This is a genomic window from Mycobacterium sp. NTMscope_MAC_269, assembly GCF_976985695.1.
Genome location: NZ_OZ335668.1, coordinates 1742943 through 1769407, shown reverse-complemented (window position 1 = coordinate 1769407; position 26465 = coordinate 1742943). Strand labels below are relative to the sequence as shown.

Sequence of the window (26465 nt, the reverse complement as noted above, 5' to 3'; positions counted from 1 at the left end):
GAGTAGGCTCAAGATTGCACAGAACGGAGCACCGTCCATGGCCAATTCGACCAGCTTCGTCATCGTCGGCGGCGGACTCGCGGCAGCCAAAGCCGTAGAGGCGTTGCGCGACAACAATTTTGATGGACACATCATTGTGTTCGCCGACGAGGAGCATCTGCCCTACGAGCGACCGCCGCTGTCGAAGGAATATCTGGCCGGCAAAAAGTCGCTGACCGATTTCACGGTGCAGAATTCCGACTGGTACCGGGACAACCACGTCGACCTCCGGCTCGACACGCGGGTGGCCTCGCTGGACGCCGCCGCCCACACCGTGGGACTGCCCGACGGCACCACCGTCTCCTACGACAGGCTGCTGCTGGCGACCGGATCGGCCGCGCGGCGCCCCCCGATACCGGGATCGGACTCCGGCGGCGTGCATTACCTGCGCACCTATGAAGACGCCGCCGCGCTGAATGCCGTTCTCACCCAAGGGGCGTCGCTCGCGGTGGTGGGCGCCGGGTGGATCGGGCTGGAAGTCGCCGCGAGCGCACGTCAGCGCGGTGTGAACGTCACCGTGGTGGAGGCCGCCAAACAACCGCTGATGGCCGCGTTGGGTGAGACCGTCGGCGAGGTGTTCGCCACCCTGCATCGTGAGCACGGGGTGGATCTTCGACTCGAGACGCAGGTCGAGGAGATCACCCGGGCCGACGGTTCGGCGACCGGCCTGCGGATGCGGGACGGCGAGACGATCGACGCCGACGCCGTGCTGGTGGCCGTCGGCGCCAAGCCCAACATCGAACTCGCCGAGCAGGCCGGACTGTCGCTGGGTGAGGGCGGGGTGCTGGTCGACGCGTCGTTGCGCACCAGCGATCCCGACATCTATGCGGTCGGAGACATCGCCGCCGCCGATCACCCGCTGTTCGGTACCCGGATCCGCACGGAGCACTGGGCCAACGCGCTCAAGCAGCCCGCCGTGGCCGTGGCCGGAATGCTGGGCACGCCAGGCGAATACGCCGAGCTGCCCTATTTCTTCACCGATCAATACGACCTCGGGATGGAGTACGTCGGCCACGCGCCCGACTTCGAGCGGGTGGTGTTCCGCGGCGACGTCGCCGGCCGGGAGTTCGTCGCGTTCTGGCTCGACGGCGACAACCGGGTGCTGGCCGGAATGAACGTCAATATCTGGGACGTGCTCGACGACGTCAAAGCGCTGATCCGGTCCAAGGCTTCCGTCGACCCCGACAATCTCGCCGACCCGCGCTTAGCCCTGGGCGAGCTGCTCGGCTGAGCCCGCCTCGGCATCGGGCTCGGGTCCCGAGCCGTCGGCGCTGTGCGCAGTGGGCGCCCAGGCCCCGTCGATGACCTCCGGCGGGTGCTGCGCCTGCAGGCGTTCGCGTTCGGTGCGGCGACGTTTGATCCGCAGGCGCGCATCACCCGGCATGGTGACCAGTTCGTTGCACGTCAGGTAGTACATGTCGTCGACGGCGTCGATCATGTCCGCCTCGACGCGCAGAGATCCCAACGCGCGCAACGTCATCCGCAACTCGTGCGTGAACCGCATCGTGGTGTCGTGGGCCAGCTCCCGCGAACCGCGCGCGTTGGCGCTGAGCCGCTCGGACAGCGTGGCCGGCGCGGGCTCGGGGGGCGGGGCGGCCGCGGCCGCAGTTAACAACATCGTCGGGTCGTCGGCGAAGGTCTTGCTGGCCAGCTCGGCCTCGCCCGGGCCGCGGTGCCCGATTCGATCGACGACGGCATCCACGGTGGCGGCGGTCTTCGGCGACAGCGCGCGAATGCTCGCGAGATTGCCCTCGGCGGCCAGCGCGCGCAACGGCGGGTCCGCGCGCAGCACCGACGCCAACTGCGCGGTCTCCGCCGCGACGAGTCCGCTGTCGGTGATCATGCCCATCCCTGGCACACTGCGACCCGCCTGGCTGCGGACCAGCGCCGCCGCGGTGACACCGCTGTCGATCAACCAGAGCGCGTTGAGGATCCAGCCCTGGTGGATGCGATCGCGCAACAGCCGGAGCCGCACTTCCAGAGCGGCTTCCGGCAGCAACGCCAGTTGGCCGGCTTCGAGGTGCTCGGCGCCCGCGGCGGCGCAATAGGCGCGGGTGTCCGCCCGCAGGTGACGCAACAGCGCAACCGAGCGTCCCGCGGCGAGCGCCCTGGCGACCGAGCCGAGCGCCCCCGCCGTCCAGGCCGGCTCGCCGAACGGTAGAGGATCACCGACCTGGGGCTGACCGGTGAGGGTATCGCGGACGAGCGCGTCCTGATCCCAGCCGGGCAGCTGGCTGGCCGCCACCATGTTGACCGACACACCGACGTAGGGGCGGTGGCCGAACACCGCGATCGCCCTGCTGCCCCATTCGGCGTCGGCCACGCCGCCGAGCGCGAGCACCTGCCCCAGCACGCGGCTCGCGGCACGCAGTCCGCTCAATTGGACGTCCAGCGTGATCGGGGTGAGCGGTCCGGGCAGCGCCTCGGCCAATGCGGCGGCACTGAAAACCGGGAACCGCGAATCGATCTGATCGTCGAATTCGCCTTCCATACCTTCCGGCGCGGCGGTGTGCACGTCGTCGTCGGCCGGTCGCCGGGCGGGCGGCAGCACCTCGACGGGCAACGCGAGCTGTCCCCCCTGGTTGATCGCGCCGGCGGTGTCTAGCCGGCGGCCGACGAGCCCCCGCGCGGTATCGGCGACCGCGTCGAGCGCGTGCCAGCCGTATGAGAACATCCAGTCCTCTTGTGCCGCAGCGACTTCGAACTCCGGCGTCAGCTGCGCCCAACTGCGGACCCGATGCAGCCGGGAGCGCGGGTCAGCGGCCCGCAACACCCGCCAGGCGGTGACCATGTTGACGGTGTCCGGGCTGGCGAGGTCCACCACGCCGGTGCGGTCGGTGTTCAGCGACAGCACCAGAAAACGCATCAGGTCGTCGAGATGCAGCACCCGCATGGGTCGCGCGGAGACCTTGCTGCGCAACAGCGTGGCCACGGTACGGCACACCATCCAGTCGAGTTGGCGTCCGACCGGCGGTGCGATCCGGATGACCGCGGTGGGCCCCCAGCTCGAAGACACCAGGTCCTCGGCCGGCCGATACAGTTCGGGTCGCCCCGCGGCCTGCGACACGAACAACAGGCGGGAGCCGGCGCGGGCGGCCGCATCGGTGACCAGGGCAAGCCCGTCCATGCCGGCGCTGCCGGGCGCGGTGGGATCGATGGGGGCCAGGTGGATGACCGCGTCGGCCGCGTCGGCGAGCTCGCGCAAGACGCGGTCGCGCAGCGATCCGCAAACAAATTCGACGTTGCGGTCGAGGCAGGGATGCGGGAGCTCAGCAATGCCGCTGACCGTGTGCCCGGCAGCGATGAGCTGCCCAGCGACCAGGCGCCCGAGTGCGCCGGTGGCGTCGGTTACCAGGATGTGCACCTGGGCTCACCTCCCCCAACCCTCAGGAACTCAACAATAGGCACGTCGGCATGGGCTACGCGACCGTTACCCCACGATGGGCGCACGGACCCGGCGTCGTGCCCGCGACGGGGCTACTGCAGCGTCGCGCTGCCGTCCGCGGCGACGGCAACCTTGGCGCCACCGAGATCTTCACGCACCGAGGCTCGCGCCGCGGCGGCATCGGTGACCACGGCCAGCGCACGCGACCCTTCGGGCGTGCGGACCGCCAGAAAGGCCTTCTCCGGCTGTCCCTCGCGGTCATACGGCGTGGTCCACGCCTCGACGGTGCCGATGCCTTCCCATTCGACCACCGCCTCGGTCGTGGGCTCCCGATCGACGGCCGGTTGCGTGTCCTCCCAACGAAATTCGGCCGGCGGTTCGGTGCTGTAGACGCCGAAGCTGTGTTTGGTCAGGTAACCGCCGTTCGCGGTGATCAGACCGCGCCGGCCCGGATTGGCCACCAGCAACTCCGCCATCGTGGCGATCGAGTGCATCACGTAGTTGCTCCACGGACCACCGGCGAACGTCAGCCCGCCGGTCACGGTCAGCGGCCGGGCGGGGTCGTCGGCGCTGAGCCCGAGTTCGGCGGCCGCCACCTGCACCGCGGAGGGAAAGCACGAGTACAGGTCGACGTAATCGAGATCGTCGACGCCGAGGCCGGCCAGCTCGAGCGCCCGCGCACCGGCGATCCGGATGGCCGTGGACCGGTGCAGTTCGTGACGCTCGGCGATGGACGGTGTGTCGTGCGCGTCGGTGCCCGAGTGCGGGTATACCCACCGCTGCGCCGGGATCTTCAGCCTCCTCGCCTGCTCCACCGAGGTCACAACGAGCGCAGCGCCCTGGTCGACCATGTTGTTGGAGTTCATCAACTTGGTGTAGGGCCAGCTGATCATCCGGTTCTGCGGGCCCGCGTGGCGGATGTCGTCGGCGGTCGACGGCTTGCGGATCCACGCGTGCGGGTTGTCCACGGCCACCTCGTTGAACCGCGCCCACAGCTCCCCGATGCGCTTGAGGTGATCGTCGATCGACTCGCCGTTCGCCACCCGTAGCGCCTGCTCGAACAGGGGGTAGACGTAGGCCGGGCGATCGAGAGAGATCCTGATTTCGGCGTCGCCGGCCATCGGGACGTCGTCGCCGCTCACCTCGGCCATCGGGACGGAGCGGTCCTGTTCGGTCCACACCAGCTTGCCGCCCTGGGCCCGCAGCCCGCGCCGGGTGCGCCACGTTTCGGCGCCGGCGAGCAGCACGACGCCCGCGCGGCCCCGCTGGATGTCCAGGCAGGCCTGGTTGAGCAGCGATTGCGGCACGTTGCCGCCGACCGGGCTGTACAGCGTGGTGAAGTCGGAGGCGCCGATGCGCTGGCCGAGCAACAGACCGGGATCCCGATATTGGGCCGACAGGATGTTGACCACCCGGATCGAATCGATCGCTTCGATCACCGCGGGGTCGGCGGCCCGCTCGACGGCGGCCACCATCAGGTCGACGGGCTCGACGGACCGCTTTGACGGATCGATGTCGTCGCGATGGTTGACCTGGCCATAGCCGATCAAAACCGGGGTCCTGGGGTCGACGGTCATAGGACGAATTTATCGGACCCCGAACATGCGGCTCGCCGCACAGTCGGGCGCGAGGGTGCGGCCGGCCGCACATTCGGGCGAACGGCGGCGGGCGTCAGTTGTCGACCGGGCCGAAGAGCACGCGGTCGTCGATCAACCGCTGGACGTCGGCGGCGTTCATTCCCAGCACGTTTCGGCAGACCTCGACGGTGTCCTGCCCGGGCTGAGGCGCCGGGGCCTGCCGGGCCGACGGAATGTGGCGGTAGGGCGCCGGTCCCGTCTCGGCAGGCAGCGGGTTCTCGATCAGCGGATGGGTCATGGCGCTGTACACGTTTCGCGCGATCAGCTGTGGGTCCTCGAGTATGTCGGGCGGACGGTTCATCGGCCCGGCCGGAACTCCCGCCGACTGCAGCAGCTCGGCGGCCCGCAGCGGGGTGCGGGTGCGGGTCCAGGCCGAGACCAGTTCCACCAACTCGCCCCGATTGTCCAGCCGCGCTTGGCCGGCGGTGAACCGTGGGTCGTCCGACCATTCGGGGTGATCGAAAACCGAAGCGGCGCGCCGCCATTCGTCGTCCGAGCGGATCGAGACGACGCACCATTCGTCGTCGCCCGCGCACGGATAGACGGCGTGCAGGCCGGTGTCCTCGCGGATCTGGGCGACGCCCGCCGCCAGCGCGGCCTGCGTGACGTAGAGCGTGTCGAGCTGATTGACCACGACTTCGGCCTGCGAGATGTGGACGTGGGCTCCCCTGCCGGCCCGGTCGCGGTGGATCAGCGCGGCCAGTGCGGCGATCGCGGTGACGCGGCCCACCACGTGGTCGGGGAACACCGTCGTCGCGTCGTAGAACGCGTGCCGCGCCGAGTCGGACTCGTCCGCCGGGCGCTCGGATGTCCAGAGCGCGGTGACGCCGGTGGTGGCGCGCACCAGTGGGCCGTACCCCAACCGCGCGCTCCACGGCCCCGCGTCGCCGAAGGCGCTGCTTTCGGCCAGCACGATCCGCGGGTTGACGGCGCGGAGCTCGTCGTAGGAAAAGCCCAGCGCGGCAAGGGTTCCCGGCTTGAAGTTGGCGAAGACCGCGTCGGCTTCGGCGACCAGCCGGCCGAAGATTTTCTTGCCCTCCGCGCTGCGCAGGTCCAGCCCCAGCGCCCGGTGGTTGCGGTGTGTCCAGGCGAAGGACTCGCTCATGGCCTCGCCGGCGCGGGCCTGCCGCAATCCGTCGGGGTAATCGGCGCTTTCGATCTTGATCACCTCGGCGCCCAGGTCGCCGAACAGCCGGCTCAGTTCGCCGCCGGCGACGATGATGCCCAGATCCAAAATCCGCAGTCCCGCAAAGGGATAGTTGCCGAGTCGGCCCGAGGCCGACGGCACCACCGACGGATTGCCTCGCCAGTACGGTTCGTCGTGCCCGGCGGCGGGCACCGGCGTGCGGAAACCCGCGCGGTGGCCGTCGACCACGAAATACCCGGTCGGCACGCCGGTGCGCACGCCGGGGACGAGCTCGGCGTCGGTGATCGCGCCGACCGCCTGGAAGTGTTCGGAACCCAGGATCCGCGCCGGCGTCAGCACCGCCGCGATCGGCACCCCGTGCGCCTGTCCGGCGGCCACCAGGTCCTTCATGGTCTGCCCGGCGAACAGATTCTCCAGCAGCTCGCTGATCTGCGGCCAGACCGCGAACCGCGCGCCGATCACGTCGTATTCGGGATCTTGGAAGTCTGCCGGCTCCCCCAGCCAGCGCCGAAGGCCGCGCCATTGCCGCGGCGCCATCACGCACAGCCGGACGTAGCCGTCCCGGCACGGATAGATCGGGTAGGCATCCTGGTTCTTCGGGCGACCCCGCCACCGCCCGGTGCGCCGGATGCCGGCGGCGGCCTGCCCGTGCGCGCCGAATGCCGGGTCGAGGGCCATGACGACGGCATCGAACCACGAGAAGTCGATGTAATCGCCTGTGCCGCAACGTAATCGGTTGTAGTACGCCGCGAGCGCGGCCCAGGCCGCCTGCACGGCCGCGGTGGCCGAAGCGATGCCGTCCGGCGGCAACACCGGGGTACCCGTGGTGGGGCCGGACCGCGACAGCGCTCCGCACATCGCGTAGAGCACGGGATCGGTGGCGCGCCACGAGGACCGCGGGCCCGTCGCGCCGAAGTCGGTGATCGAGAGCACCACCAGGTGCGGGTAGCGGCCGGCCAGCTCCTCGCCGGACGTCCCGAACATGGCCCCGCGCTCGTCGGCGCCGGTGTCCACGACGATGTCGGCGTCCGCGGCCAACTCAAGGAAGCGGGCGCAGTCCTCGTCGTCGAACGGGTCGAGCACGGCGCTGCGCTTGTTGGCGTTGTGCACGGCGAACGCGATGCTGGCGCCGCGCAGCGTCGGCAGCGCGTCGCGCGCCAGGCAGCCGCCCGGCGGTTCCACCTTCAGGACGTCGGCGCCCAGATCGGCGAACAGGCGGGTCACCGCATCGGCGACCCCACCCGACAAGTCGAGGACGCGCACGGCATCGAGCAACCCGTCGACCATCTGCACACCGTACCTGCCTGGTCAGGGCGCTGCACGGCGGGCGCTCACCCGCCGGACGGGGTGTGAAGGCGGCCAAAATGCCGGGTGGGCAAGCGGATTCGGCGCGCCCCCCGGGTCCGGCCCGGACGATGACTCGCGGACTCGCGTGGGCTATCGTCACAGGCCGACCGCGACCCGTCGTCTGATGGAGGCATCTGCTATGACCGCGCACCTGAGCTACGTCGAGGCCGTGGTGGTCGGCGCGTTCCAGGGCGTCACCGAGCTGTTCCCGGTCTCGAGCCTGGGACACGCGGTGTTGGTGCCGGCGCTCGTCGGCGGGCGGTGGGCTCAGGACCTCAGCGTCTCGGCCCCCCACTCGCCCTACCTGGCCTTCATCGTGGGCCTGCACGTGGCGACCGCCGCCGCCCTGCTGCTCTTCTTCTGGCGCGACTGGGTGCGCATCCTGTCCGGGTTCTTCACGTCGCTGCGGCATCGCCGCATTCAGACGGCCGACGAGCGCCTGGCCTGGCTGATCGTGGTGGGCACCATCCCGGTGGGCCTGGCCGGCCTGGCGCTCGAGCATATGTTCCGCACCACGCTCGGCAAACCCGTGCCGGCGGCGACGTTCTTGTTGCTCAACGGCATCGCCCTTTACGTGGGCGAGGTGCTGCGCCGCCGCATCGCGCCCGCTCCCGCCCCGGGGCAGGCCGCCCCGGCCGACGCCGACCTCGAACACGGCGACGAAGCCTCGGATCAGCGGCTCGCCCAACTTCCGCTGCCGCGCGGCCTGGTGATCGGTGCCGCGCAGATCCTGGCCCTGTTCCCCGGCATCAGCCGGTCGGGTATCACCATCGTCGCCGGCCTGTGGCGTGGTCTGTCGCACGAGGACGCCGCGCGCTTCTCCTTCCTGCTCGCGACCCCGATCATCCTGGCCGCCGGCGTGTACAAGATCCCCGAACTCTTCGGGCCGCTGGGCGCCGGCGTCGGCGGCCAGGTGCTCGCCGGCAGCATCGCCTCGTTCGTCTGCGCCTACCTCGCCGTGCGCTTCCTCACCCGGTACTTCCAGACCCGGACGCTGACCCCGTTCGCGATCTACTGCGCCCTGGCCGGCGGAGCCAGCCTGGTGTGGCTCGCCGTGCGCTGAGGCCACCCGCGGTCCGACCGGCTGTTGCGCGGCCGGACTTCGAGTGCTGTGCTTACCGGATTGTCTAGTTGACACCCGTCAAGAATCTGGAAGGCACCGAATATGGCAGACACGGGTTCCCTCGCCCTCAAGGTCCGCGGAAAAGTTCGCGACAAGGTGGTAGTCATCACCGGTGGAGCCCGCGGGATCGGGCTGGCCACCGCGACCGCGCTGCACAACCTGGGCGCCACGGTCGCCATCGGTGACGTCGACGAGGTGCGGGTGAAGGAGTCGGGCGCGGACCTGGGCCTCGACGTCTACGGGAAGCTCGACGTCACCGATCCGCACTCGTTCTCCGACTTCCTCGACGAGGTCGAACGCCAGCTCGGCCCCATCGACGTGCTGATCAACAACGCCGGCATCATGCCCGTCGGCCGCATCGTCGACGAGCCGGACGCGGTCACGCGGCGGATTCTGGACATCAACGTCTACGGCGTGATGCTGGGCAGCAAGCTGGCGGCCCAGCGCATGGCGCCCCGCGGCGCCGGCCACGTCATCAACGTCGCCTCCCTGGCCGGTGAGCTCTACATCGTCGGCCTGGCGACCTACTGCGCCAGCAAGCACGCGGTGCTCGCGTTCACCGACTCGGCACGGCTGGAGTACCGCTCGTCCGGGGTGAAGTTCTCCGCGGTGCTGCCGACGTTCGTCAACACCGAACTGGTCGCCGGGACGCCGGGAATGAAGGGGTTCCGCAACGCCGAACCCGCCGAGATCGCCGACGCGATCGTCAGGCTGGTGGCCCACCCCAAGCCACGGGTGCGGGTCACCAAAGCCGCGGGCGCGATGGTGGTGTCCCAGAAATTCTGGCCGCGACGAGTCGCCGAGGGCCTCAATCGGATGCTCGGCGGCGACCACGTCTTCACCGACGACGTCGACGTCGAAAAGCGCCAGGCGTACGAAGCCCGCGCCCGCGGGGAGGAATAGCGGAAGGGATCGGTGGGAACAATCGGTGAGATGACCGCCGCAACCGCGCTCTCCGACGACGAACTCGACCTGATCGACAAGTACTGGCGCGCCGCCAATTATTTGTCGGTCGGGCAGATCTACCTGCTGGACAACCCGCTGCTCGCCGAGCCGCTGACCATCGATCACGTCAAACCGCGGTTGCTGGGGCACTGGGGCACCACCCCCGGGCTCAACCTCGTCTACGCGCACCTGAATCGCGTCATCCGGAGCCGCGACGCCGACGTCATCTACGTCACCGGGCCGGGGCACGGCGGGCCCGGGCTGGTCGCCAACGCCTACCTCGAGGGCACCTACAGCGAGGTCTACACCGGGATCGAAGAGGACAGCGAGGGCCTGCGCAAGCTGTTCCGGCAGTTCTCCTTTCCCGGCGGCATCCCCAGCCACGTCGCGGCCCAGACGCCGGGATCCATCCACGAAGGCGGCGAGCTCGGCTACGCGCTGGTGCACGCCTACGGCGCCGCCCTGGACAACCCGTATCTGGTGGTGGCCTGCGTCGTCGGTGACGGCGAGGCCGAAACCGGGCCGCTGGCCGCCAGCTGGCACTCCAACAAGTTCCTCAACCCCGTGACCGACGGCGCCGTGCTGCCCATCCTGGCGCTCAACGGCTACAAGATCGCCAACCCGACGGTGCTGGCCCGCCTCCCGCACGCGGAGCTCGAATCGCTGCTGCGCGGCTACGGGTACCGGCCGATCACCGTTGCCGGTGACGACCCGGCCGCCGTGCACCGACAGCTGGCCGCCGCCCTCGACGAGGCCTTCGACGACATCGCGGCCATCCAGAGCGCGGCGCGCGGCGGCAACGAGGTCGGGCGCCCGGTTTGGCCGATGATCGTGCTGCGCACCCCCAAGGGCTGGACCGGGCCAAAGATGGTGGACGGCAAGAAGGTTGAGGGCACCTGGCGCTCGCACCAGGTGCCGCTGGCCCAGACCCGCGACAATCCCGAGCACCGTGCCCAGCTCGAAGAGTGGCTGCGCAGCTATCGGCCCGAGGAGCTTTTCGACGAAACCGGCCGGCTGCGCCCGGAGCTGCGGGCACTGGCACCCGCCGGGGATCGGCGGATGAGCGCCAACCCCCACGCCAACGGCGGGCTGTTGCTGCACGACCTCGACCTGCCCGACTTCCGCGACTACGCCATCCCGGTCGAGCGGCCGGCCGCCGTCACCCACGAGGCGACCCGGGTGCTGGGCACCTTCCTGCGCGACGTCATCGCCCGCAACAAGGATCGGTTCCGGCTCATGGGGCCCGACGAGACGGCCTCCAATCGGCTCGACGCCGTTTACGGTGCGACCGACAAGGTGTGGCTCTCGGAGGTCGAGCCCGACGACGAGCACCTGGCGCCCGACGGCCGCGTGATGGAGGTGCTGTCCGAGCACCTGTGCCAGGGCTGGCTGGAAGGCTACTTGCTGACCGGGCGGCACGGCCTGTTCAACTGCTACGAAGCGTTCGTACACATCGTCGACTCGATGATGAACCAGCACGCGAAATGGCTTGCGACCAGCCGGGAATTGCCGTGGCGGCGGCCGATCGCTTCGCTGAACTACCTGCTGAGCTCCCACGTGTGGCGCCAGGACCACAACGGCGCGTCCCACCAGGACCCCGGCTTCATCGACCTCGTCGCCAACAAGCGACCCGAGCTGACCCGGGTCTACCTCCCGCCGGACGGCAACACGCTGCTGTCGGTGGCCGATCACTGCCTGCGCAGCCGTGACTACATCAACGTCATCGTCGCCGGCAAGCAGCCCGCGCTGGCCTATCTCGACATGAACGAGGCCATCGCGCACTGCACCCGCGGCGTGGGCATCTGGGAGTGGGCGAGCACGGCCACCGACGAACCCGACGTGGTGCTCGCGTGCGCCGGGGACATCCCGACGCTGGAGACCCTGGCCGCCGCCGACATCCTGCGCGTCGACCTGCCGGAGCTGGCCGTCCGGGTGGTCAACGTCGTCGACCTGATGCGGTTGCAGCCCGATACCGAGCACCCACATGGCTTGCCGGACCGCGAGTTCGACGCGCTGTTCACCCCGGACCGGCCCGTCATCTTCGCCTACCACGGCTATCCGTGGCTGATCCACCGGCTCACCTACAGCCGCACCAACCACGCGCACATGCACGTGCGCGGTTTCAAGGAGCGCGGCACCACGACGACGCCCTTCGACATGGTGATGCTCAACGACCTGGATCGCTTCCATCTGGTGATGGATGTCATCGACCGGGTCGACGGCCTGGCCAGTCGCGCCGCCATGCTGCGGCAGCGCATGGTCGACGCCCGCCTGGCCGCGCGGATGTACACCCGCGAGCACGGGGAGGACGACCCGAAAATTTCGGGGTGGACCTGGGAGGCGAGCGAGCAGAACGAGCGTAGTGAGTGATGCGAGCGAGGCGACCCTTCTAACTGGGAGGCGAGCGAGCAGAACGAGCGTAGTGAGGGATGCGAGCGAGGCGACCCATCTGACTGGGAGGCGAGCGAGTGAGCTTCGCGTGACGGCAATTGCCTTGGCCGGTCGGGCGCGGTCCCGCCGGTAGACTGGCCGGATGCTTGAGGCCACCGGGACAGCCGACGTTCACCCGCTGGTGTCCCAGCTTTCGGCGCTGCACCGGTTCCGGATTCATCTGGACATTGCCGTCGTCGTCGTGGTGCTCGTACTGACGGACCTGATCGCGCATTTCACCACGCCGTGGGCCAGCGTCGCCACGGTCCCGGCCGCCGCCGTGGGCCTGGTCATCTTGATGCGGTGCCGCGGTTTGGGCTGGGCGGACCTCGGCCTCGGCCGCGAGCACTGGAAGCCGGGGCTGGGTTATGCGCTGGCGGCCGTGGCCGTTGTGGCGTCGGTGATCGCGGTCGGCGTGCTGCTGCCGGCGACCCGGCCGATGTTCCTGAACAACCGTTACGCCACCATCTCGGGCGCGATGGTTGCCTCGATGGTCATCATCCCGCTGCAGACCGTCATCCCCGAGGAGTTGGCGTTTCGCGGCGTCCTGCACGGCGCGCTCAATCGGGCATGGGGTTTCCGTGGCGTGGCGTTGGCGGGGTCGCTGCTGTTCGGGCTGTGGCATGTGGCGACGTCGTTCGGACTGACCAGCAGCAACGTGGGTTTCACCCGGCTGTTCGGTGGCGGGATCGTGGGGATGCTGGCGGGGGTGGCCGGCGCCGTGTTGGCGACGGGGGCCGCGGGGTTCGTCTTCAGCTGGCTTCGCCGGCGCAGCGGCAGTCTGATCGCGCCGATCGCGTTGCACTGGTCACTGAATGGGCTCGGTGCGCTCGCCGCCGCGTTCGTGTGGCACCTGACCACCTGACGCCGGTCACACGAGCAGTACCGCTGCGCCCGCGATGCGCCCGGCGCTCAGGTCCCCCAGGGCCCGATCGGCTTGCCCGAGAGGGTATTCCGGCGTCGTCACTTCGAGGTGGTGTTGACCCGCGAAGTCGAGGAAGGCCCGCGCGTCGGCCCGGGTGTTTGAGGTGACCGACCGGACCTGGCGCTCCTGAAACAGGTGGCGCTGGTAGTTCAGCGCGGGGATATCCGACAGATGGATGCCCGCGATCGCCAGCGTGCCACCGCGATCCAGCGCCTGAAGCGCGGGCAGCACCAGATCACCGACCGGGGCGAAGAGGATCGCGGCGTCCAGCGGCGCCGGTGGCGGATCCGCCGCGCCCTGTGCGGATGCGGCGCCGAGGTCCAATGCCAGTTCGCGCGCCCGGGAGCCGCGGGTCATCACGTGCACCTCGGCGCCCTGCGCCACGGCGACCTGCGCGGTGATGTGCGCGCTGCCGCCGAAACCGTAGAGACCCAGGCGCCCGCCGGGCGGTAGCTCGGCGCGAAGGAGCGAGCGGTAGCCGATGATGCCCGCACACAACAACGGGGCGAGTTCGCTGTCGCTGTAGCCATCGGGCAGGGGGTGAGCGAAAGCGGCCGGGACGGTGGCGAATTCGGCGTAGCCGCCGTCGGCGTCCCAGCCGGTGTAGCGGGACTGCGGGCAGAGATTCTCGTCGCCACGTCGGCAGTATTTGCACAGGCCGCAGGTGTGGCGCAGCCAGGCGATGCCCACCCGGTCCCCCACCCGAAACTCGTCGCCGGCCTCGGGGCCGAGTTCGACGACCTCTCCGACCACCTCATGTCCGGGGGTGACCCGGTCGCGGTGGACGGGAAGGTCGCCTTCGGTGACATGCAGATCGGTGCGGCACACCCCGCACGCGCGCACGGCCACCAGCAGTTCGGACGGGCCCGGTCGCGGCACCTCGGTGGTGACCTGCTCGAGCGGGCCGGTATCCATCGGCCCTGGTCGACGCACGCGCCAGGCGCGCATTGCCGTGGTGGTCACCGGTGATGCCATCGCTCCATCATGCCGCTAACCACCACGGCCGCAACGGGTTCGGCAGACTACGTCCTGCGCACCATGCCGACGATCCAGAGCAGGATCAACGAGCCGAGCAGCGCGGTGAAGAAGGTGAAGAAGTAGCCGCCACTCGCGGTGTCGACGAAGAAGCTCAGGATGAAGCCGCCGACCAGTGCGCCCACAATGCCGATCACAATGTCCATCAGGATGCCGGCTCCGCTACCGCGGATGATCTTGCTGGCGATCGCACCGGCGATACCACCGATGATGATGTAGCCAATCCAGCCGACGCTGGTGAGTGTGCTTGATCGAGCGAGGAATTCCGTAGCTGCCATGATGTCCATCGCGGGTCTCCTTGCAATCGCTGGCAAAGCCCAGCGCTTTGCTGGGCCGTCACTTCGGTATACCCAGTTTGGGTCACGAAACGAGTGCCGAATCGGAGACGGTTGACCAACCGGTTTTCCGTCGCGCCTGCGATCAGGCCGTGACGGTCAGGCTGAGCGAGTTTGCTGCGGTGCCGGCGCGGGGCTCGGGCCGACCTCCACGGCTGGTGCCTGGCCCGGAACCGGCGCGGGAGCCGGTGCTGGCGCTCCTGGCGCCACCGGTGCTGCGGGCGCCCCGGGGACCGCGGGCGCGGGGGCTCCCGGAGGCGCAGGCGGAGCAGCCGGCGGCGTCCAAGCCTGGATCGACTCCGTGAGCGCCTTGGCCGCGCCCCGGTCCACCGGGTCGTTGGAGGTTCCGAGCCACACCACGAACCAGCGTTGCGCATTCCCGCCATTGGCCGAGCCGATCACGCCCGTCCAGATCTGCCCGTTCGGCTTGGAGGCGTCACTGAATTTGACTTCGTAGAACGACCCACTGCCGGTGCTTCCGTTGGCGCCGGCGAGCGGGGTGCTCTCCTGGTTGATGCGCGTGCCGGGATAGGGCATGAAGAACTCACCCATGTCGGAACCCAGCCGCACCGCGGCCTTGGCGTTGTCGGCTTCCGCACTGGCGTAAAGCTTTTGGTCGAGGCGGCCCATCACGATGCGGGTGTCGTTGGCCACCTGCGGCGGTTGGTCGGGCATCGGCGGCGGACCGGTCACCTTGCTCAGCAGTGCCGAGCCGTAGTCCAGGTGGGAAGCGTCCGACTCCACCCAGCCTGCGGGCAGGACGTAGCTGAATCCACCGACGGCGTTGTTGATCCGTCCGGCGTTCGGGTCCACCGGCGGTGGCGGCGGCGCGTTCGGATCGACGGGCGGCGGCGGGGGTGCGTTGGGGTCGACGGGCGGCGGCGGTGCCCCGTTGGGGGCGGGCGGCGGCGCGACCGCGTTGGGATCACCCGGTGCCGGTTGCCCATTCGGCGCCGGCGCGGCGGGCGCACCAGGTGCGGCCGGTGCCCCTGGCGCCGCGGGCGGGGCCGTGGCCGTGCTCGGCGGGACGGGGGTCGGGACTTCGGGATCGGCGTTCGAGGTCGCCGGCAACGCGATGGCGAGCGCGCTGGCCCCGCTCACCGTGGTGATCGCCAGCGTCGTCCACAGTCCTTTGCGGCGTGTCGAGGTCGGTTCCACCTGCTCCATGGCGACGAACCTACCGTGTTACCGCTGTGACGCAAGGAGCTTTGCGGACTATTGCAGCGCAGTTGTGTCGATGTTGCCAATGTGCAACCTGCCGAGCGCCGCCGGGACATCGAGTGCTACCGGACTTTGCGCGACCGATGCTCAGTGCGCGGCCGGATACAGCGTCACCTCATGGGCTTTCACGGAGAACCACACCCGGTCCCCCGGCGTCAACCGCAACTCCGCGGCGGCGTCCGCGGTGATCTCCGCGGCCAGGCCGGGCGCCCCATCGGGTTGCTGAGCGCCGCGCACCAACACCGCCGAGCCGCGGACGTCCATCTCGGCCACGGCGACCTCAACGGCGTTGCGGGGGCTGCCGTGCGGCCGGTCGCGATAGACGGCGACCACCGTGGGCGGGAAGACCGCGATCGCGTGCCGCCCGGCTGGGACCAGCGCACCTTGCTCTCGTGGGGCCGCGTACCAGCGGTCCCCGGAGTGCGCGACCAGCGCGCCGTCGGGGTCGACCGTTCCATTGACCAGATTGACACCGGTGATGCGGGCCGCGAAATGACTGCGGGGCGCGGTGAGCACGTCGGGCACCGGGCCGATTTCGGCGACCTTGCCGGACTCGAGGACCAGCACGCGATCGGCCAACGTGAACACGTCCAGGAGGTCGTGGGTGACCAGGATCGCGGAGCAGCCGCTGCGGCTGACGACCTTGCGCAGCACCGCCCGGATCGCTGCGGCCGCGGCGACGTCGAGCCCGGCCAGGGGTTCATCGAGCAGCAGCACGTCGGGTTCGGCTGCCAGCGCTCGCGCGATCGCGACCCGCTGAGCCTGTCCGCCCGAGAGCTGTCGCGGTTTTCGGTCGGCGAAGCGCTCGGCGTCCACCTCGCGCAACCAGCGCGCCGCCGTCGCTTTCTGCGCCGCACGGGCCGGCCGCAGCCGCGCGCGACGGCTGTGCGGTCCGAAGGCGACGTTGGCGGCAACACTCATGTGCGGGAACAGCAGTGCGTCCTGCAGCAACAGCCCCACCCGGCGGTCGTGCGTCGGGATGTCGATCCCGGTCGCGGTGTCGGTCAAGACCCGCTCGCCAAGCCGCACCGTTCCGTGGTCGGGTCGAAGGAGACCCGCGATGACATGCAGGACAGTCGATTTGCCCGCGCCGTTGGGGCCGAGCACCGCGAGCACCTCCCCCGCGGCAACGGAGAACTCCACATCCACCTGGCGGTCGGAGACGACCGCGTGCAGCTCCAAGTCGCTCATGATCCGGCCCTACCTGGCGTCGGCCCCGGTCAGCCGGCGTGTGCCCAGCCCCAGCACCACCAGGGCGGCCACCACCACCAGCAGGATCGACAACGCCACGGCGGCGTCGGCGTCGGTCACTCGCTGCAAATAGATCTCCAGCGGCAGCGTGCGGGTCACCCCTTGCCGCGAGCCGGCAAACGTCAGGGTGGCGCCGAACTCACCCAGCGATCGGGCGAACGCCAACACCGCGCCCGACACGACGCCCGGCACCAGCAACGGCAACGTGACGCGCCACCAGACCGCGCCGGGCCGCGCCCCCAACGTCGCGGCCACCACCTCGAAATCGGCCCCCGCGGTGCGCGCCGCCCCCTCGAGCGAAATCACCAAAAACGGCAGCGAGACGAACGTCTGCGCCAGCACCACGGCGGTGGTGCTGAAGGCGATGCTGACGCCGGCGGCCTCCAAGTACCGGCCGAGCAATCCGAGCCGCCCGAACGCATACAACAAAGCGATCCCCCCCACGACCGGCGGCAGCACCAGCGGCAGCAAGATCAGCGGGCGCAGCAACCGCACCAGCCGAGCCGTGCTGCGGGCGAGCACCAGCGCCATCGGCACGCCGAGCGCCACGCACAACACCGTGCTGGCGGTGGCGGTCTGAAGACTGAGCGCCAGCGCGGTGCGTGACGACGAGCTCGTGATCAGCGACCAGAAATGCGGCCAATCGACCTTGACCGCGATGGCCAGCAATGGCAGCACCACGAAGACGGTCCCCGCGGCCGCAGGCACAAACACCCAGCGAGGCAGACCCGAGCTATGCGCGCTAATACCTACCCTCCTGCCGACGGTCGCTTCGACGACTCACGCGGGACTGCTCACCCACCCCTCGCATTAGACCGGAATGCGCTGGGCTCCGTGCCGTCGTGGCACCGAAACCCGCCGACGCGCGGTAAGTGGTGGGCCCGGCGACCGGTGGTCAGTGGGACCGGCGAGAATGGTTTTGCGCGGCCATCGCCGCGGGTAGCCCGAAGGTCACCGTCAGGACGAAGGTGCATGGATGCCATCTGAACAGGCGCCGCCCCCGCCCAAATCGGCGCCGGGCTGGTACCCCGATCCCGCAGGGGTAGGCCATGGGCTGCAACGGTATTTCGACGGCACCAACTGGACCAGCGAATGGGCTTTCGCCGCCGAGCCGCCCAAGAAGCCGGTCTCCGGAAAGGTGGCCCTGGCGCTCGCGGTACTCACCGTGCTCGTCCTCCTCGTCATTGTCGGCAGAAGCTGGGGTTTCGACGGAAGAAACGACAGCCAATCCTCATCGGGCAGTGCGACCACGGCGGGACCGTCGACACTGACCGAGGCGGCGCCACCGACGCCGGCCGGGCCCAAGAAACCCGACGGGGTCACCTTCACGACCGCTCCAGGCCCCGACGGCGACATCGTCGACGCCCGATTCGCCATTCGGGACAACTACACCGAGCAGCTGATCAGAGACGGTGCGCGCCTGGACACCATCGACATCCTCCGATACGCCCGAGCGACCTATCCCGATGCGTCCGCCGTGAACGTTCAGGGCACCTTCCCGATGACCGACCCGTACGGCAATACCTCGACCCAGGTCGCCATCGACCTCACCTACTCGCGGGCGACGTTGAACAAGATCAACTTCGATGGCGTGACCAAAAGCAGCATCTGGGAGATTCGCGATTCCGGCTCCATTCTTCCGGCCTTTCAGCCCTAGGCGCCGCGGCGATCAGGGCTTGGCGAAGCCGGCCCCAGCCAGGATCTGCTGGCCGGCCGGGGACGTCACCAGGTCGACGAATTTCTGTGCCTGCGTGGGATGGGCGGCCTTCTTCAGCACCCCGAGGGGGTAGACGTTCACCGCGCCGGCGGCCTCGGGGAAGTACACGGTCGCGACCTTGCTCCCGGCCGTCTTGGCGTCGGTGACGTAGACCAGCGCGGCGTCGGCTTGGCCGCTGGTGACCTTGTTCAGGGCGTCCGTCACGCTGAGTTCCTCGCTGACGGGATTGAGCCGCACCCCGGTGCTGTCTTCGATGCGCCGCGTGGCTGCGCCGCACGGTACCGGCCGCTGGCAGATCACCACGTTGAGGCCGGGCCTGGCCAGGTCGGAGAAGGATCCGATCTTTTTCGGGTTGCCCGGCGCGGTGACGATGACCAACGTGTTCGACGCGAAGTTCCTCGCGTCGCCGCTCAGCAGGCCGGCCTTGCTGACCGTGTCCATCTGCGCGGTGTCGGCCGACGCGAAGACATCGGCGCTCGCGCCCTGCGTCAACTGGGTGGCCAGCTCGGAGGAGCCGGCGAACTCGAATTCGACGCCGCTGCCCGGGTTTTCGGCGGTGAACCGCTGGCCCAGCCGCGTGAACGCCGGTTTGAGCGATGCGGCGGCAAACACCATCACTTTCCCGGACGCCTGCGACGACTGCGCCGGGTGCGGTGTGGAACCGCAGCCGAGGAGTCCCGCCAGCAGCACCGTCGAAGCCAACCCGGTCAGGAACCCGATCCGACGCATGGATGCACCCTAGCCCGCCGATGATGCGGTCCGGTTGGTGGCTGAATCGCCGCAAAAAGTGACGCACAAATAGTTACCCAAATGATCCGCGCGTCGCGGCGGCGAAAATTTCGCCAGCTAGCTACTGTCCAGTAACATAAACGGGGATTGACGCCATAACGCGCTGAGGTCCCAGGTAGAGGAGGTCATGGCAGTGGAGGTACTGGTTACCGGCGGAGACACGGAGCTGGGGCGCGCGGTGGCCGAGGGCTTCCGCGATGACGGCCACAAAGTCACCCTGGTGGGCGCGCGCAAGAGCGATCTGGAGATCGCCGCCAAGGAACTCGAGGTCGAGGCGATCGTCTGCGACACCACCGATCCGGCCAGCCTCGAAGAGGCCCGCCCGCTGTTCCCCCACCACCTGGACACCATCGTCAACGTGCCGGCGCCCACCTGGGAGGCCGGCGACCCGCGCACCTACTCGATCGCCGACACCGCCAACGCGTGGCGCAAAGCGCTTGACGCGACGGTCCTTTCGGCGGTGCTGACGCTGCAGACCGTGGGCGATCACCTCCGCTCGGGCGGGTCGATCATCAGCGTGGTGCCCGAGAACCCGCCGGCGGGCAGCGCCGACGCCGCAATCAAAGCGACGCTGACGAATTGGACCGCGGGACAGGCAAGCGTCTTCGGCACACGCGGCATCACGGTCAACGCCGTCGCCAGTGGTCGCAGCGCTCAGGCCGGCTACGACGGGCTCACCCACACGCCGGCGCCGGTGGCCGCGGAGGTCGCGCGCCTGGCGCTGTTCTTGACCACGTCGGCGGCGCGCCACATCACCGGTCAGACGTTGCACGTGAGCCACGGCGCGCTGGCGCAGTTCGCCTGAGGCGTAACCCGCGCCGGTCGCAAACCCTTCTCCCCCGCCCGGCCGATCGCTACGGTGATCAGCGTGGCTATTCGACTCGGTTTGCAGATTCCCAACTTTTCCTACGGCACCGCGGTGGAGCAACTCTTCCCCACCGTCATCGCCCAGGCGCGCGAGGCCGAATCCGCTGGCTTCGACTCGGTTTTCGTGATGGACCACTTCTATCAACTGCCGATGTTGGGGTCGCCCGACCAGCCGATGCTGGAGGCCTACACCGCGCTGGGGGCGCTGGCCACCGCCACCGAGCGGGTCCAGCTGGGCACCCTGGTGACCGGCAATACGTATCGCAACCCCAGCCTGCTGGCGAAGACCATCACCACGCTGGACGTGGTGAGTCAGGGTCGCGCGATCCTGGGCATCGGCACCGGTTGGTTCCAGCTCGAGCATGACCAGTTGGGTTTCGAATTCGGCACCTTCACCGATAGATTCAACCGGCTCGACGAAGCCCTGGAGATCATCCTGCCGATGATCAAGGGCGAGCGGGCGAGTTTCTCGGGCAAGTGGTATCGAACCAGCGAGGCGTTCGCCAATCCCCGCTTCCGAGACCACATTCCGCTGATGATCGGCGGCAGTGGCGAGAAGAAGACAATCCCGCTCGCCGCACGGCATTTCGACCACCTCAACGTGATCGCGGGCTTCGACGAGCTGCCCGGCAAGCTGGAGGCGGTGCGGCGCTCCTGCGAGGAGGTGGGCCGCGACCCCGCGACCCTGGAGACCAGCACGCTGACCACTGTCCTGATCGACGACAATGCGAGCCTCGACCAGATTCCCGCGGAGATGAAGCAGCGCATGGTGGTCGGCACCCCGGACTCGGTCGCCGACCAGATCAAGACCAAGGTGGTCGACGCGGGCGTCGACGGCGTGATCATCAACCTGCCCTTCTACACACTCGGCGTCGTCGAGGCGGCCGGCGAAGCGCTGCGCCCACTCGTCGGGCTGTAGGCCGCCGGGCCCGCGCCGCACCGGCCGGGTGGACATGACGAGAATCACGTTCGACGACCAGGAGTGATGCGCACGGTGTGGTTGATTACACATGTTGTGAGTTAGGTTTCGGGTATCCGCCTGACTAGCGTGGTTGCTAATTGCAGTCGCGCGTCCAAAAGCCCTCGTCAGGAGCAGCGGAAACATGAGCCCCCAGCCAGGTCGCACAGCTGAACCGGAGCGCCGCCACCAGGTCGTCATCATCGGGTCGGGCTTCGGCGGGCTCAACGCTGCAAAGAAACTCAAGCACGCGAACGTCGACATCAAGCTGATCGCCCGCACCACGCACCACCTGTTCCAGCCGCTGCTCTACCAGGTGGCGACGGGCATTGTGTCCGAAGGCGACATCGCCCCGCCCACCCGCGTCGTCCTGCGCCGGCAGCGCAACGTCCAGGTGCTGCTCGGCGACGTCACCCACATCGACTTGGCCGGCAAGTTCGTCGTGTCGGATCTGCTCGGCCACACCTACGAAACCCCTTATGACAGTTTGATTGTCGCCGCCGGCGCGGGCCAGTCATATTTCGGGAACGACCATTTCGCCGAGTTCGCCCCGGGCATGAAGTCGATCGACGACGCCCTCGAGGTGCGAGGGCGGATCCTGAGCGCCTTCGAACAGGCCGAGCGGTCCCGCGATCCGGAACGACGGGCCAAGCTGCTGACCTTCACCGTGATCGGCGCCGGCCCCACTGGCGTCGAAATGGCCGGGCAGATCGCGGAATTGGCGACCTACACGCTCAAAGGCTCGTTCCGTCACATCGACTCCACCAGGGCGCGCGTGATCCTGCTCGACGCCGCCCCCGCGGTGCTGCCGCCCTTCGGCGACAAGCTGGGTCAACGGGCCGCCGACCGCCTGGAGAAGATGGGCGTGGAGATTCAGCTGGGCGCCATGGTCACCGACGTCGACCGCAACGGCATCACCGTCAAGGACTCCGACGGCACCGTCCGGCGCATCGAATCCGCTTGCAAGGTATGGTCCGCCGGCGTTTCGGCCAGTCCATTGGGGCGCGACCTTGCCGACCAGTCGACGGTCGAACTCGACCGGGCCGGGCGGGTCAAGGTGCTGCCCGACCTGTCCGTCCCGGGCCACCCCGACGTGTTCGTCGTCGGCGACCTGGCCGCGGTCGAAGGCGTGCCGGGAGTGGCCCAGGGCGCCATTCAGGGCGCCAAGTACGTCGCGAACACGATCAAGGCCGAGCTCGACGGCGCCAACCCGGCCGAGCGGGAACCGTTCCAGTACTTCGACAAGGGATCCATGGCCACGGTCTCGCGATTCTCCGCGGTGGCCAAGATCGGTCCCGTCGAATTCAGCGGCCTGTTCGCCTGGTTCGCGTGGCTCGTCCTGCACCTGGTCTACCTGGTCGGGTTCAAGACCAAGATCAGCACGCTGCTGTCGTGGACGGTGACGTTCCTGAGCACCCGGCGGGGTCAACTCACCATCACCGAACAGCAGGCGTTCGCCCGCACCCGGCTCGAGCAGCTGGCGGTGCTGGCCGCGGAGACCAAGCGACCGGTCGCCCGACGGGCCAGCTAGGCTCGGCTCCCCAGTCCTGTTCCCGGACTTCGCGATTCGGCGATCAGCCCTCGCGTAGCTCGAGATTCTGCAAGCGCACCTGGCCCCGGGCGACAACGCGATCGTCGTCGTCGGTGATGGTGACCAGCCACAGCTGCTGGCTCCGGCCGCGGTGGATCGGTTCGACGGTGCCGTAGACCATCCCCGAGCCGATCGAGCGCAGGAAGTCGGTGTTGTTGTTGACTCCCACGACATTTCCGCCGCCGCGGGTGGCCAGCCAGGTGTAGGCCGCCACGCTCGCCATGCTTTCAATCATCGAGCAGTAGACGCCGCCGTGCACGAGACCCATCGGCTGCAGCAGCTTGGGCGTCACCTCGAGTTGGGCGCGCGCGCCGTCGGGGCTGAGTTCGGTGAACTGCAAGCCGATCTCGCGGTCGAAGGGCGCGGAGAAATGCGGCGGAATGATGGTTTCCTGCGGCTCTGGCACGCCCCTGTGTCTACACCATGGCGTGCGGGACGGCTTACGCGGCAGGACAACTGGCCGCAGAACACCCCCGGAAACGGCTGAGCCCCGTGCACTAGGCACGGGGCTCGCCGATCGAGTAAGACCGGGGGTCACTGCAGCCCTCAGGACTCTCACGCGGTCCGTTATCGCTCGACTCGATTAGCATAGGCAAGGCTGCCCTAACTTTGCAAGGGGTATTGTTCGACTTGTTCGTAACGGGCGCGCGCGGAGGCCGGCACAGTGATTTGTCAGCTTTCCGTACGACGGCCGGTAGTAAGCGGGAGTAGTCTGGTTTCGACGCTCAGGAGATGAACGAACTATGGCCAAACTGACACGGCTGGGGGATCTGGAACGGGCCGTCATGGACCATCTGTGGTCGACGCCCGAGCCTCAGACGGTTCGCCAGGTCCATGAGGCGTTGTCCGCGCAGCGCGACCTGGCCTACACCACGATCATGACCGTGCTGCAGCGGCTGGCCAAGAAGAACCTGGTCTCCCAGATCCGCGACGATCGGGCACACCGGTACGCCCCCGTGCACGGCCGCGACGAACTGGTCGCCGGCCTCATGGTGGATGCGCTCGCCCAGGCCGAAGACTCCGGGGGCCGGCAGGCCGCGCTGGTGCACTTCGTCGAGCGCGTCGGCGCCGACGAGGCCGAGGCCCTTCGGCGCGCGCTCGCTGAACTGGAAGCCAATCAACGCAATAACTCGCCATCTGCTGGCGCAGGCCCGGAGGGCTGAGGGACACTAACAGTGTGTCCGCGCTGGCTTTCATCATTCTCGCGGTGCTACTGACCGGCCCGGTGCCGGCCATGTTGGCACGTGCGCGCTGGCCGCTGCGCGCCCCCCGCGCCGCAATGGTGTTGTGGCAAGCCGTCGCGCTGGCCGCGGTTCTGTCGGCGTTCAGCGCCGGGATCGCCATCGCCACCCGCCTGCTCATGCCCGGTCCCGACGGGCGCCCCACGACCAGCATCATCGGCGCCGCCGACCGGCTCGGATGGCCGCTGTGGGCGGCCTACATCGGGGTGTTCGCCTTAACCGTGCTGGTCGGCGCCCGGTTGATGGTCGCCATCGCCCGGGTGGCCATCGCCAATCGGAAGCGACGGGCCCACCACCGAATGGTCGTTGACCTGGTCGGGGTCGGCCACGACGCGGCGCTCTCCCAGTCCTGCACCCGCACCCGCGATCTTCGCGTGCTGGATGTCCCGCAACCGCTCGCCTACTGCTTGCCGGGCGTGCGCAGCCGAGTGGTGGTCAGCGAAGGAACGCTGAGCACGCTCGCCGACGCGGAGGTCGCGGCCATCCTCACCCACGAGCGGGCCCACCTGCGGGCCCGGCACGATCTGGTGCTCGAGGCGTTCACCGCCGTGCACGCGGCCTTCCCGCGGTTGGTGCGAAGCGCCAACGCGCTCGGCGCGGTCCAGCTCCTGGTCGAGTTGCTCGCCGACGATGCCGCGGTGCGTGCCGCCGGGCGCGCTCCCCTGGCCCGGGCGCTGGTCGCCTGCGCGTCGGGGCGGGCCCCGTCGGGCGCGCTTGCGGCCAGCGGCCCCAGCACGGTGCTGCGCGTGCGCCGGCTGGGCGGCCGCGGCAACAGCGCCGCCCTGTCGGCGGCCGCCTACCTTGCCGCGGCGGCGGTATTCGTGGTGCCCACCATCGCGCTCGCCGTGCCCTGGCTCACCGAGCTGGAACGCCTGTTCAACCTCTGACGCCGCCGACGGCCGATCACCCCGGGCGCGCATCCATGCGCTGTGCCACAGTGTCACCGAAAGCTTTTGCCGAAGAAGTTCTCCCGATTGAGAGGCGAAGACATGAGTTCGTCGGACACCCAGGCGGGTTCCAAGACCGGCACCGCGCAGATCGGCGTCACGGGCCTGGCCGTGATGGGGTCGAACATCGCCCGCAATTTCGCCCGGCACGGCTACACCGTGGCGCTGCACAACCGGTCGGTCGCCAAAACCGACGCGCTGCTCAAAGAGCACGGTGACGACGGCAAGTTCGTGCGGTCGGAGACCATCGCCGAATTCCTCGACGCGCTGGAAAAGCCGCGACGCGTGCTGATCATGGTCAAGGCCGGCGACCCGACGGACGCGGTGATCAACGAACTGGCCGACGCGATGGAAGACGGCGACATCATCATCGACGGCGGCAATGCCCTCTACACCGACACCATCCGCCGGGAGAAGGCGATGCGCGAGCGCGGCCTGCACTTCGTCGGCGCCGGCATCTCCGGCGGCGAGGAGGGCGCGCTCAACGGGCCGTCGATCATGCCGGGCGGGCCGGCCGAGTCGTACAAGTCGCTGGGCCCCCTCCTCGAGGAGATCTCCGCGCACGTCGACGGCGTCCCGTGCTGCACCCACATCGGCCCCGACGGCGCCGGGCACTTCGTCAAGATGGTGCACAACGGCATCGAGTACTCCGACATGCAGCTGATCGGCGAGGCCTACCAGCTGCTGCGCGACGGGCTCGGCAAAACCGCGGGCGAGATCGCCGACGTGTTCGCCGACTGGAACAAGGGCGACCTGGACAGCTACCTCATCGAGATCACCGCCGAGGTGCTCAAGCAGACCGACGCCAAGACCGGCAAGCCGCTCGTCGACCTCATCCTCGACGAGGCCGAGCAGAAGGGCACCGGGCGCTGGACGGTGAAATCGGCCCTCGACCTCGGTGTGCCCGTCACTGGCATAGCCGAGGCGGTCTTCGCGCGCGCCTTGTCGGGATCGGTCGCCCAGCGCAAGGCCACCACCGGGTTGGCGTCCGGCGACCTCGGCGAAAAGCCCTCCGACGCAACACAGTTCACCGAAGATGTGCGCCGCGCGCTGTACGCGTCGAAGATCATCGCCTACGCCCAGGGCTTCAACCAGATCCAGGCCGGCAGCGCCGAATACGACTGGAACATCACCCCCGGCGACATGGCCACCATCTGGCGCGGCGGCTGCATCATCCGGGCCAAGTTCCTCAACCGCATCAAAGAGGCCTTCGACGAGAACCCCGACCTGCCGACGCTGATCGTCGCCCCGTACTTTCGCGAGGCCATCGAGGCCTCGATCGACAGCTGGCGCCGGGTCGTGGTGACCGCCACTCAGCTCGGCATTCCGATCCCGGGCTTCGCCTCGGCGCTGTCCTACTACGACGCACTGCGCACCGAGCGGCTGCCCGCCGCGCTGACTCAGGGGTTGCGGGACTTCTTCGGCGCGCACACCTACGGCCGCATCGACGACGAGCCCGACAAGCGCTTCCACACGCTGTGGAGCGGCGATCGCACCGAAGTGCCCGCCTAGCTTTGCCACACTGGAGGGCGTGA

At 69.0% G+C, this 26465-nt stretch carries 22 protein-coding genes and 1 pseudogene; 12 read left to right on the top strand and 11 right to left on the bottom strand.

Translation table 11 applies throughout. From position 1 onward, the window contains the following. The first annotated feature begins 37 nt into the window (after positions 1-37). Positions 38-1270 (top strand): NAD(P)/FAD-dependent oxidoreductase, encoded by a 1233-nt coding sequence (locus ACZ50Z_RS08230; protein WP_464483100.1) that lies wholly within the window; start codon positions 38-40, stop codon positions 1268-1270. Here ACZ50Z_RS08230 and ACZ50Z_RS08225 read toward each other — a convergent pair. The 3 genes from ACZ50Z_RS08225 to ACZ50Z_RS08215 all read right to left on the bottom strand — a co-directional run bounded on the left by ACZ50Z_RS08225 (position 1244) and on the right by ACZ50Z_RS08215 (position 7501). After that, positions 1244-3403: a Rossmann-fold NAD(P)-binding domain-containing protein gene (locus ACZ50Z_RS08225; RefSeq protein WP_464483099.1), complete on the bottom strand. Its 2160-nt coding sequence runs from the start codon at positions 3401-3403 to the stop codon at positions 1244-1246. The genes ACZ50Z_RS08230 and ACZ50Z_RS08225 overlap by 27 nt on opposite strands. A 113-nt stretch (positions 3404-3516) precedes the next feature. Beyond that, a complete protein-coding gene (locus ACZ50Z_RS08220; RefSeq protein WP_464483098.1) occupies positions 3517-5001 on the bottom strand; it encodes an acetyl-CoA acetyltransferase in 1485 nt (494 codons plus the stop codon). A 94-nt stretch (positions 5002-5095) separates the two neighbouring features. Beyond that, the gene (locus ACZ50Z_RS08215; RefSeq protein ID WP_464483097.1) at positions 5096-7501 is read right to left on the bottom strand and encodes a CaiB/BaiF CoA-transferase family protein; all 2406 of its coding nucleotides are present in this window, start codon (positions 7499-7501) and stop codon (positions 5096-5098) included. Between the two features lie 193 nt (positions 7502-7694). On the opposite strand from ACZ50Z_RS08215, the gene ACZ50Z_RS08210 reads away from it, so the two are divergent. The 4 genes from ACZ50Z_RS08210 (at position 7695) to ACZ50Z_RS08195 (ending at position 12918) form a co-directional block, all read left to right on the top strand. Then, a complete protein-coding gene (locus tag ACZ50Z_RS08210; RefSeq protein WP_464483096.1) occupies positions 7695-8618 on the top strand; it encodes an undecaprenyl-diphosphate phosphatase in 924 nt (307 codons plus the stop codon). A 102-nt stretch (positions 8619-8720) separates the two neighbouring features. After that, positions 8721-9581: an SDR family oxidoreductase gene (locus ACZ50Z_RS08205; RefSeq protein WP_464483095.1), complete on the top strand. Its 861-nt coding sequence runs from the start codon at positions 8721-8723 to the stop codon at positions 9579-9581. Between the two features lie 30 nt (positions 9582-9611). Continuing rightward, positions 9612-11993 carry a phosphoketolase family protein gene (locus tag ACZ50Z_RS08200; protein WP_464483094.1) on the top strand — a complete coding sequence of 794 codons (2382 nt, stop codon included), beginning with the start codon at positions 9612-9614 and terminating at the stop codon, positions 11991-11993. A gap of 163 nt (positions 11994-12156) precedes the next feature. Next, the gene (locus ACZ50Z_RS08195) at positions 12157-12918 is read left to right on the top strand and encodes a lysostaphin resistance A-like protein (protein ID WP_464483093.1); all 762 of its coding nucleotides are present in this window, start codon (positions 12157-12159) and stop codon (positions 12916-12918) included. A gap of 6 nt (positions 12919-12924) precedes the next feature. Here ACZ50Z_RS08195 and ACZ50Z_RS08190 read toward each other — a convergent pair whose 3' ends face one another. The 6 genes and pseudogenes from ACZ50Z_RS08190 to ACZ50Z_RS08165 all read right to left on the bottom strand — a co-directional run bounded on the left by ACZ50Z_RS08190 (position 12925) and on the right by ACZ50Z_RS08165 (position 17546). Further along, positions 12925-13953: a zinc-binding alcohol dehydrogenase family protein gene (locus tag ACZ50Z_RS08190; RefSeq protein ID WP_464483092.1), complete on the bottom strand. Its 1029-nt coding sequence runs from the start codon at positions 13951-13953 to the stop codon at positions 12925-12927. A gap of 47 nt (positions 13954-14000) precedes the next feature. Continuing rightward, positions 14001-14300 carry a GlsB/YeaQ/YmgE family stress response membrane protein gene (locus ACZ50Z_RS08185; RefSeq protein ID WP_064938848.1) on the bottom strand — a complete coding sequence of 100 codons (300 nt, stop codon included), beginning with the start codon at positions 14298-14300 and terminating at the stop codon, positions 14001-14003. A 147-nt stretch (positions 14301-14447) separates the two neighbouring features. Next, positions 14448-15515, bottom strand: coding sequence for an alanine and proline-rich secreted protein Apa (locus ACZ50Z_RS08180; RefSeq protein WP_464483091.1), 1068 nt, complete (start codon positions 15513-15515; stop codon positions 14448-14450). A 141-nt stretch (positions 15516-15656) separates the two neighbouring features. Then, positions 15657-15902, bottom strand: a complete 246-nt coding sequence (locus tag ACZ50Z_RS08175) for a TOBE domain-containing protein (protein WP_464486137.1) — start codon at positions 15900-15902, stop codon at positions 15657-15659. A 417-nt stretch (positions 15903-16319) separates the two neighbouring features. Next, positions 16320-16691, bottom strand: a pseudogene (locus tag ACZ50Z_RS08170) (ATP-binding cassette domain-containing protein); the annotation flags it as partial. Positions 16692-16769: 78 nt separating this feature from the next. Further along, complete coding sequence (locus tag ACZ50Z_RS08165) at positions 16770-17546, bottom strand: ABC transporter permease (RefSeq protein WP_464486136.1); 777 nt, start codon at positions 17544-17546, stop codon at positions 16770-16772. Between the two features lie 250 nt (positions 17547-17796). Here ACZ50Z_RS08165 and ACZ50Z_RS08160 point away from each other — a divergent pair, with 250 nt between their 5' ends. After that, entirely contained in the window at positions 17797-18477 is a 681-nt protein-coding gene (locus ACZ50Z_RS08160; protein ID WP_464483090.1) for a DUF2510 domain-containing protein, read from the top strand. Between the two features lie 12 nt (positions 18478-18489). On the opposite strand, the gene modA is transcribed toward ACZ50Z_RS08160, so the two are convergent. Continuing rightward, on the bottom strand, positions 18490-19266 hold the full coding sequence (gene modA, locus ACZ50Z_RS08155; protein ID WP_464483089.1) for a molybdate ABC transporter substrate-binding protein: 777 nt from the start codon (positions 19264-19266) through the stop codon (positions 18490-18492). Between the two features lie 187 nt (positions 19267-19453). On the opposite strand from modA, the gene ACZ50Z_RS08150 reads away from it, so the two are divergent. From ACZ50Z_RS08150 to ACZ50Z_RS08140, 3 genes are all read left to right on the top strand, one after another. Continuing rightward, positions 19454-20131, top strand: a complete 678-nt coding sequence (locus ACZ50Z_RS08150; protein ID WP_464483088.1) for an SDR family oxidoreductase — start codon at positions 19454-19456, stop codon at positions 20129-20131. Positions 20132-20194: 63 nt separating this feature from the next. Next, positions 20195-21112 (top strand): LLM class F420-dependent oxidoreductase, encoded by a 918-nt coding sequence (locus ACZ50Z_RS08145; RefSeq protein ID WP_464483087.1) that lies wholly within the window; start codon positions 20195-20197, stop codon positions 21110-21112. A gap of 184 nt (positions 21113-21296) precedes the next feature. Beyond that, complete coding sequence (locus ACZ50Z_RS08140) at positions 21297-22682, top strand: NAD(P)/FAD-dependent oxidoreductase (RefSeq protein ID WP_464483086.1); 1386 nt, start codon at positions 21297-21299, stop codon at positions 22680-22682. Positions 22683-22725: 43 nt separating this feature from the next. Here the strand turns inward: ACZ50Z_RS08140 and ACZ50Z_RS08135 are convergent, their stop codons facing one another. Continuing rightward, positions 22726-23148, bottom strand: coding sequence for a PaaI family thioesterase (locus ACZ50Z_RS08135; protein ID WP_067248114.1), 423 nt, complete (start codon positions 23146-23148; stop codon positions 22726-22728). A gap of 337 nt (positions 23149-23485) precedes the next feature. Here ACZ50Z_RS08135 and ACZ50Z_RS08130 point away from each other — a divergent pair, with 337 nt between their 5' ends. The 3 genes from ACZ50Z_RS08130 (at position 23486) to gndA (ending at position 26442) form a co-directional block, all read left to right on the top strand. Further along, complete coding sequence (locus tag ACZ50Z_RS08130; protein WP_464483085.1) at positions 23486-23905, top strand: BlaI/MecI/CopY family transcriptional regulator; 420 nt, start codon at positions 23486-23488, stop codon at positions 23903-23905. Between the two features lie 14 nt (positions 23906-23919). Then, positions 23920-24870 carry a M56 family metallopeptidase gene (locus ACZ50Z_RS08125; protein ID WP_464483084.1) on the top strand — a complete coding sequence of 317 codons (951 nt, stop codon included), beginning with the start codon at positions 23920-23922 and terminating at the stop codon, positions 24868-24870. Between the two features lie 102 nt (positions 24871-24972). Continuing rightward, on the top strand, positions 24973-26442 hold the full coding sequence (gene gndA / locus ACZ50Z_RS08120) for an NADP-dependent phosphogluconate dehydrogenase (RefSeq protein WP_464483083.1): 1470 nt from the start codon (positions 24973-24975) through the stop codon (positions 26440-26442). Positions 26443-26465 lie beyond the last annotated feature (23 nt).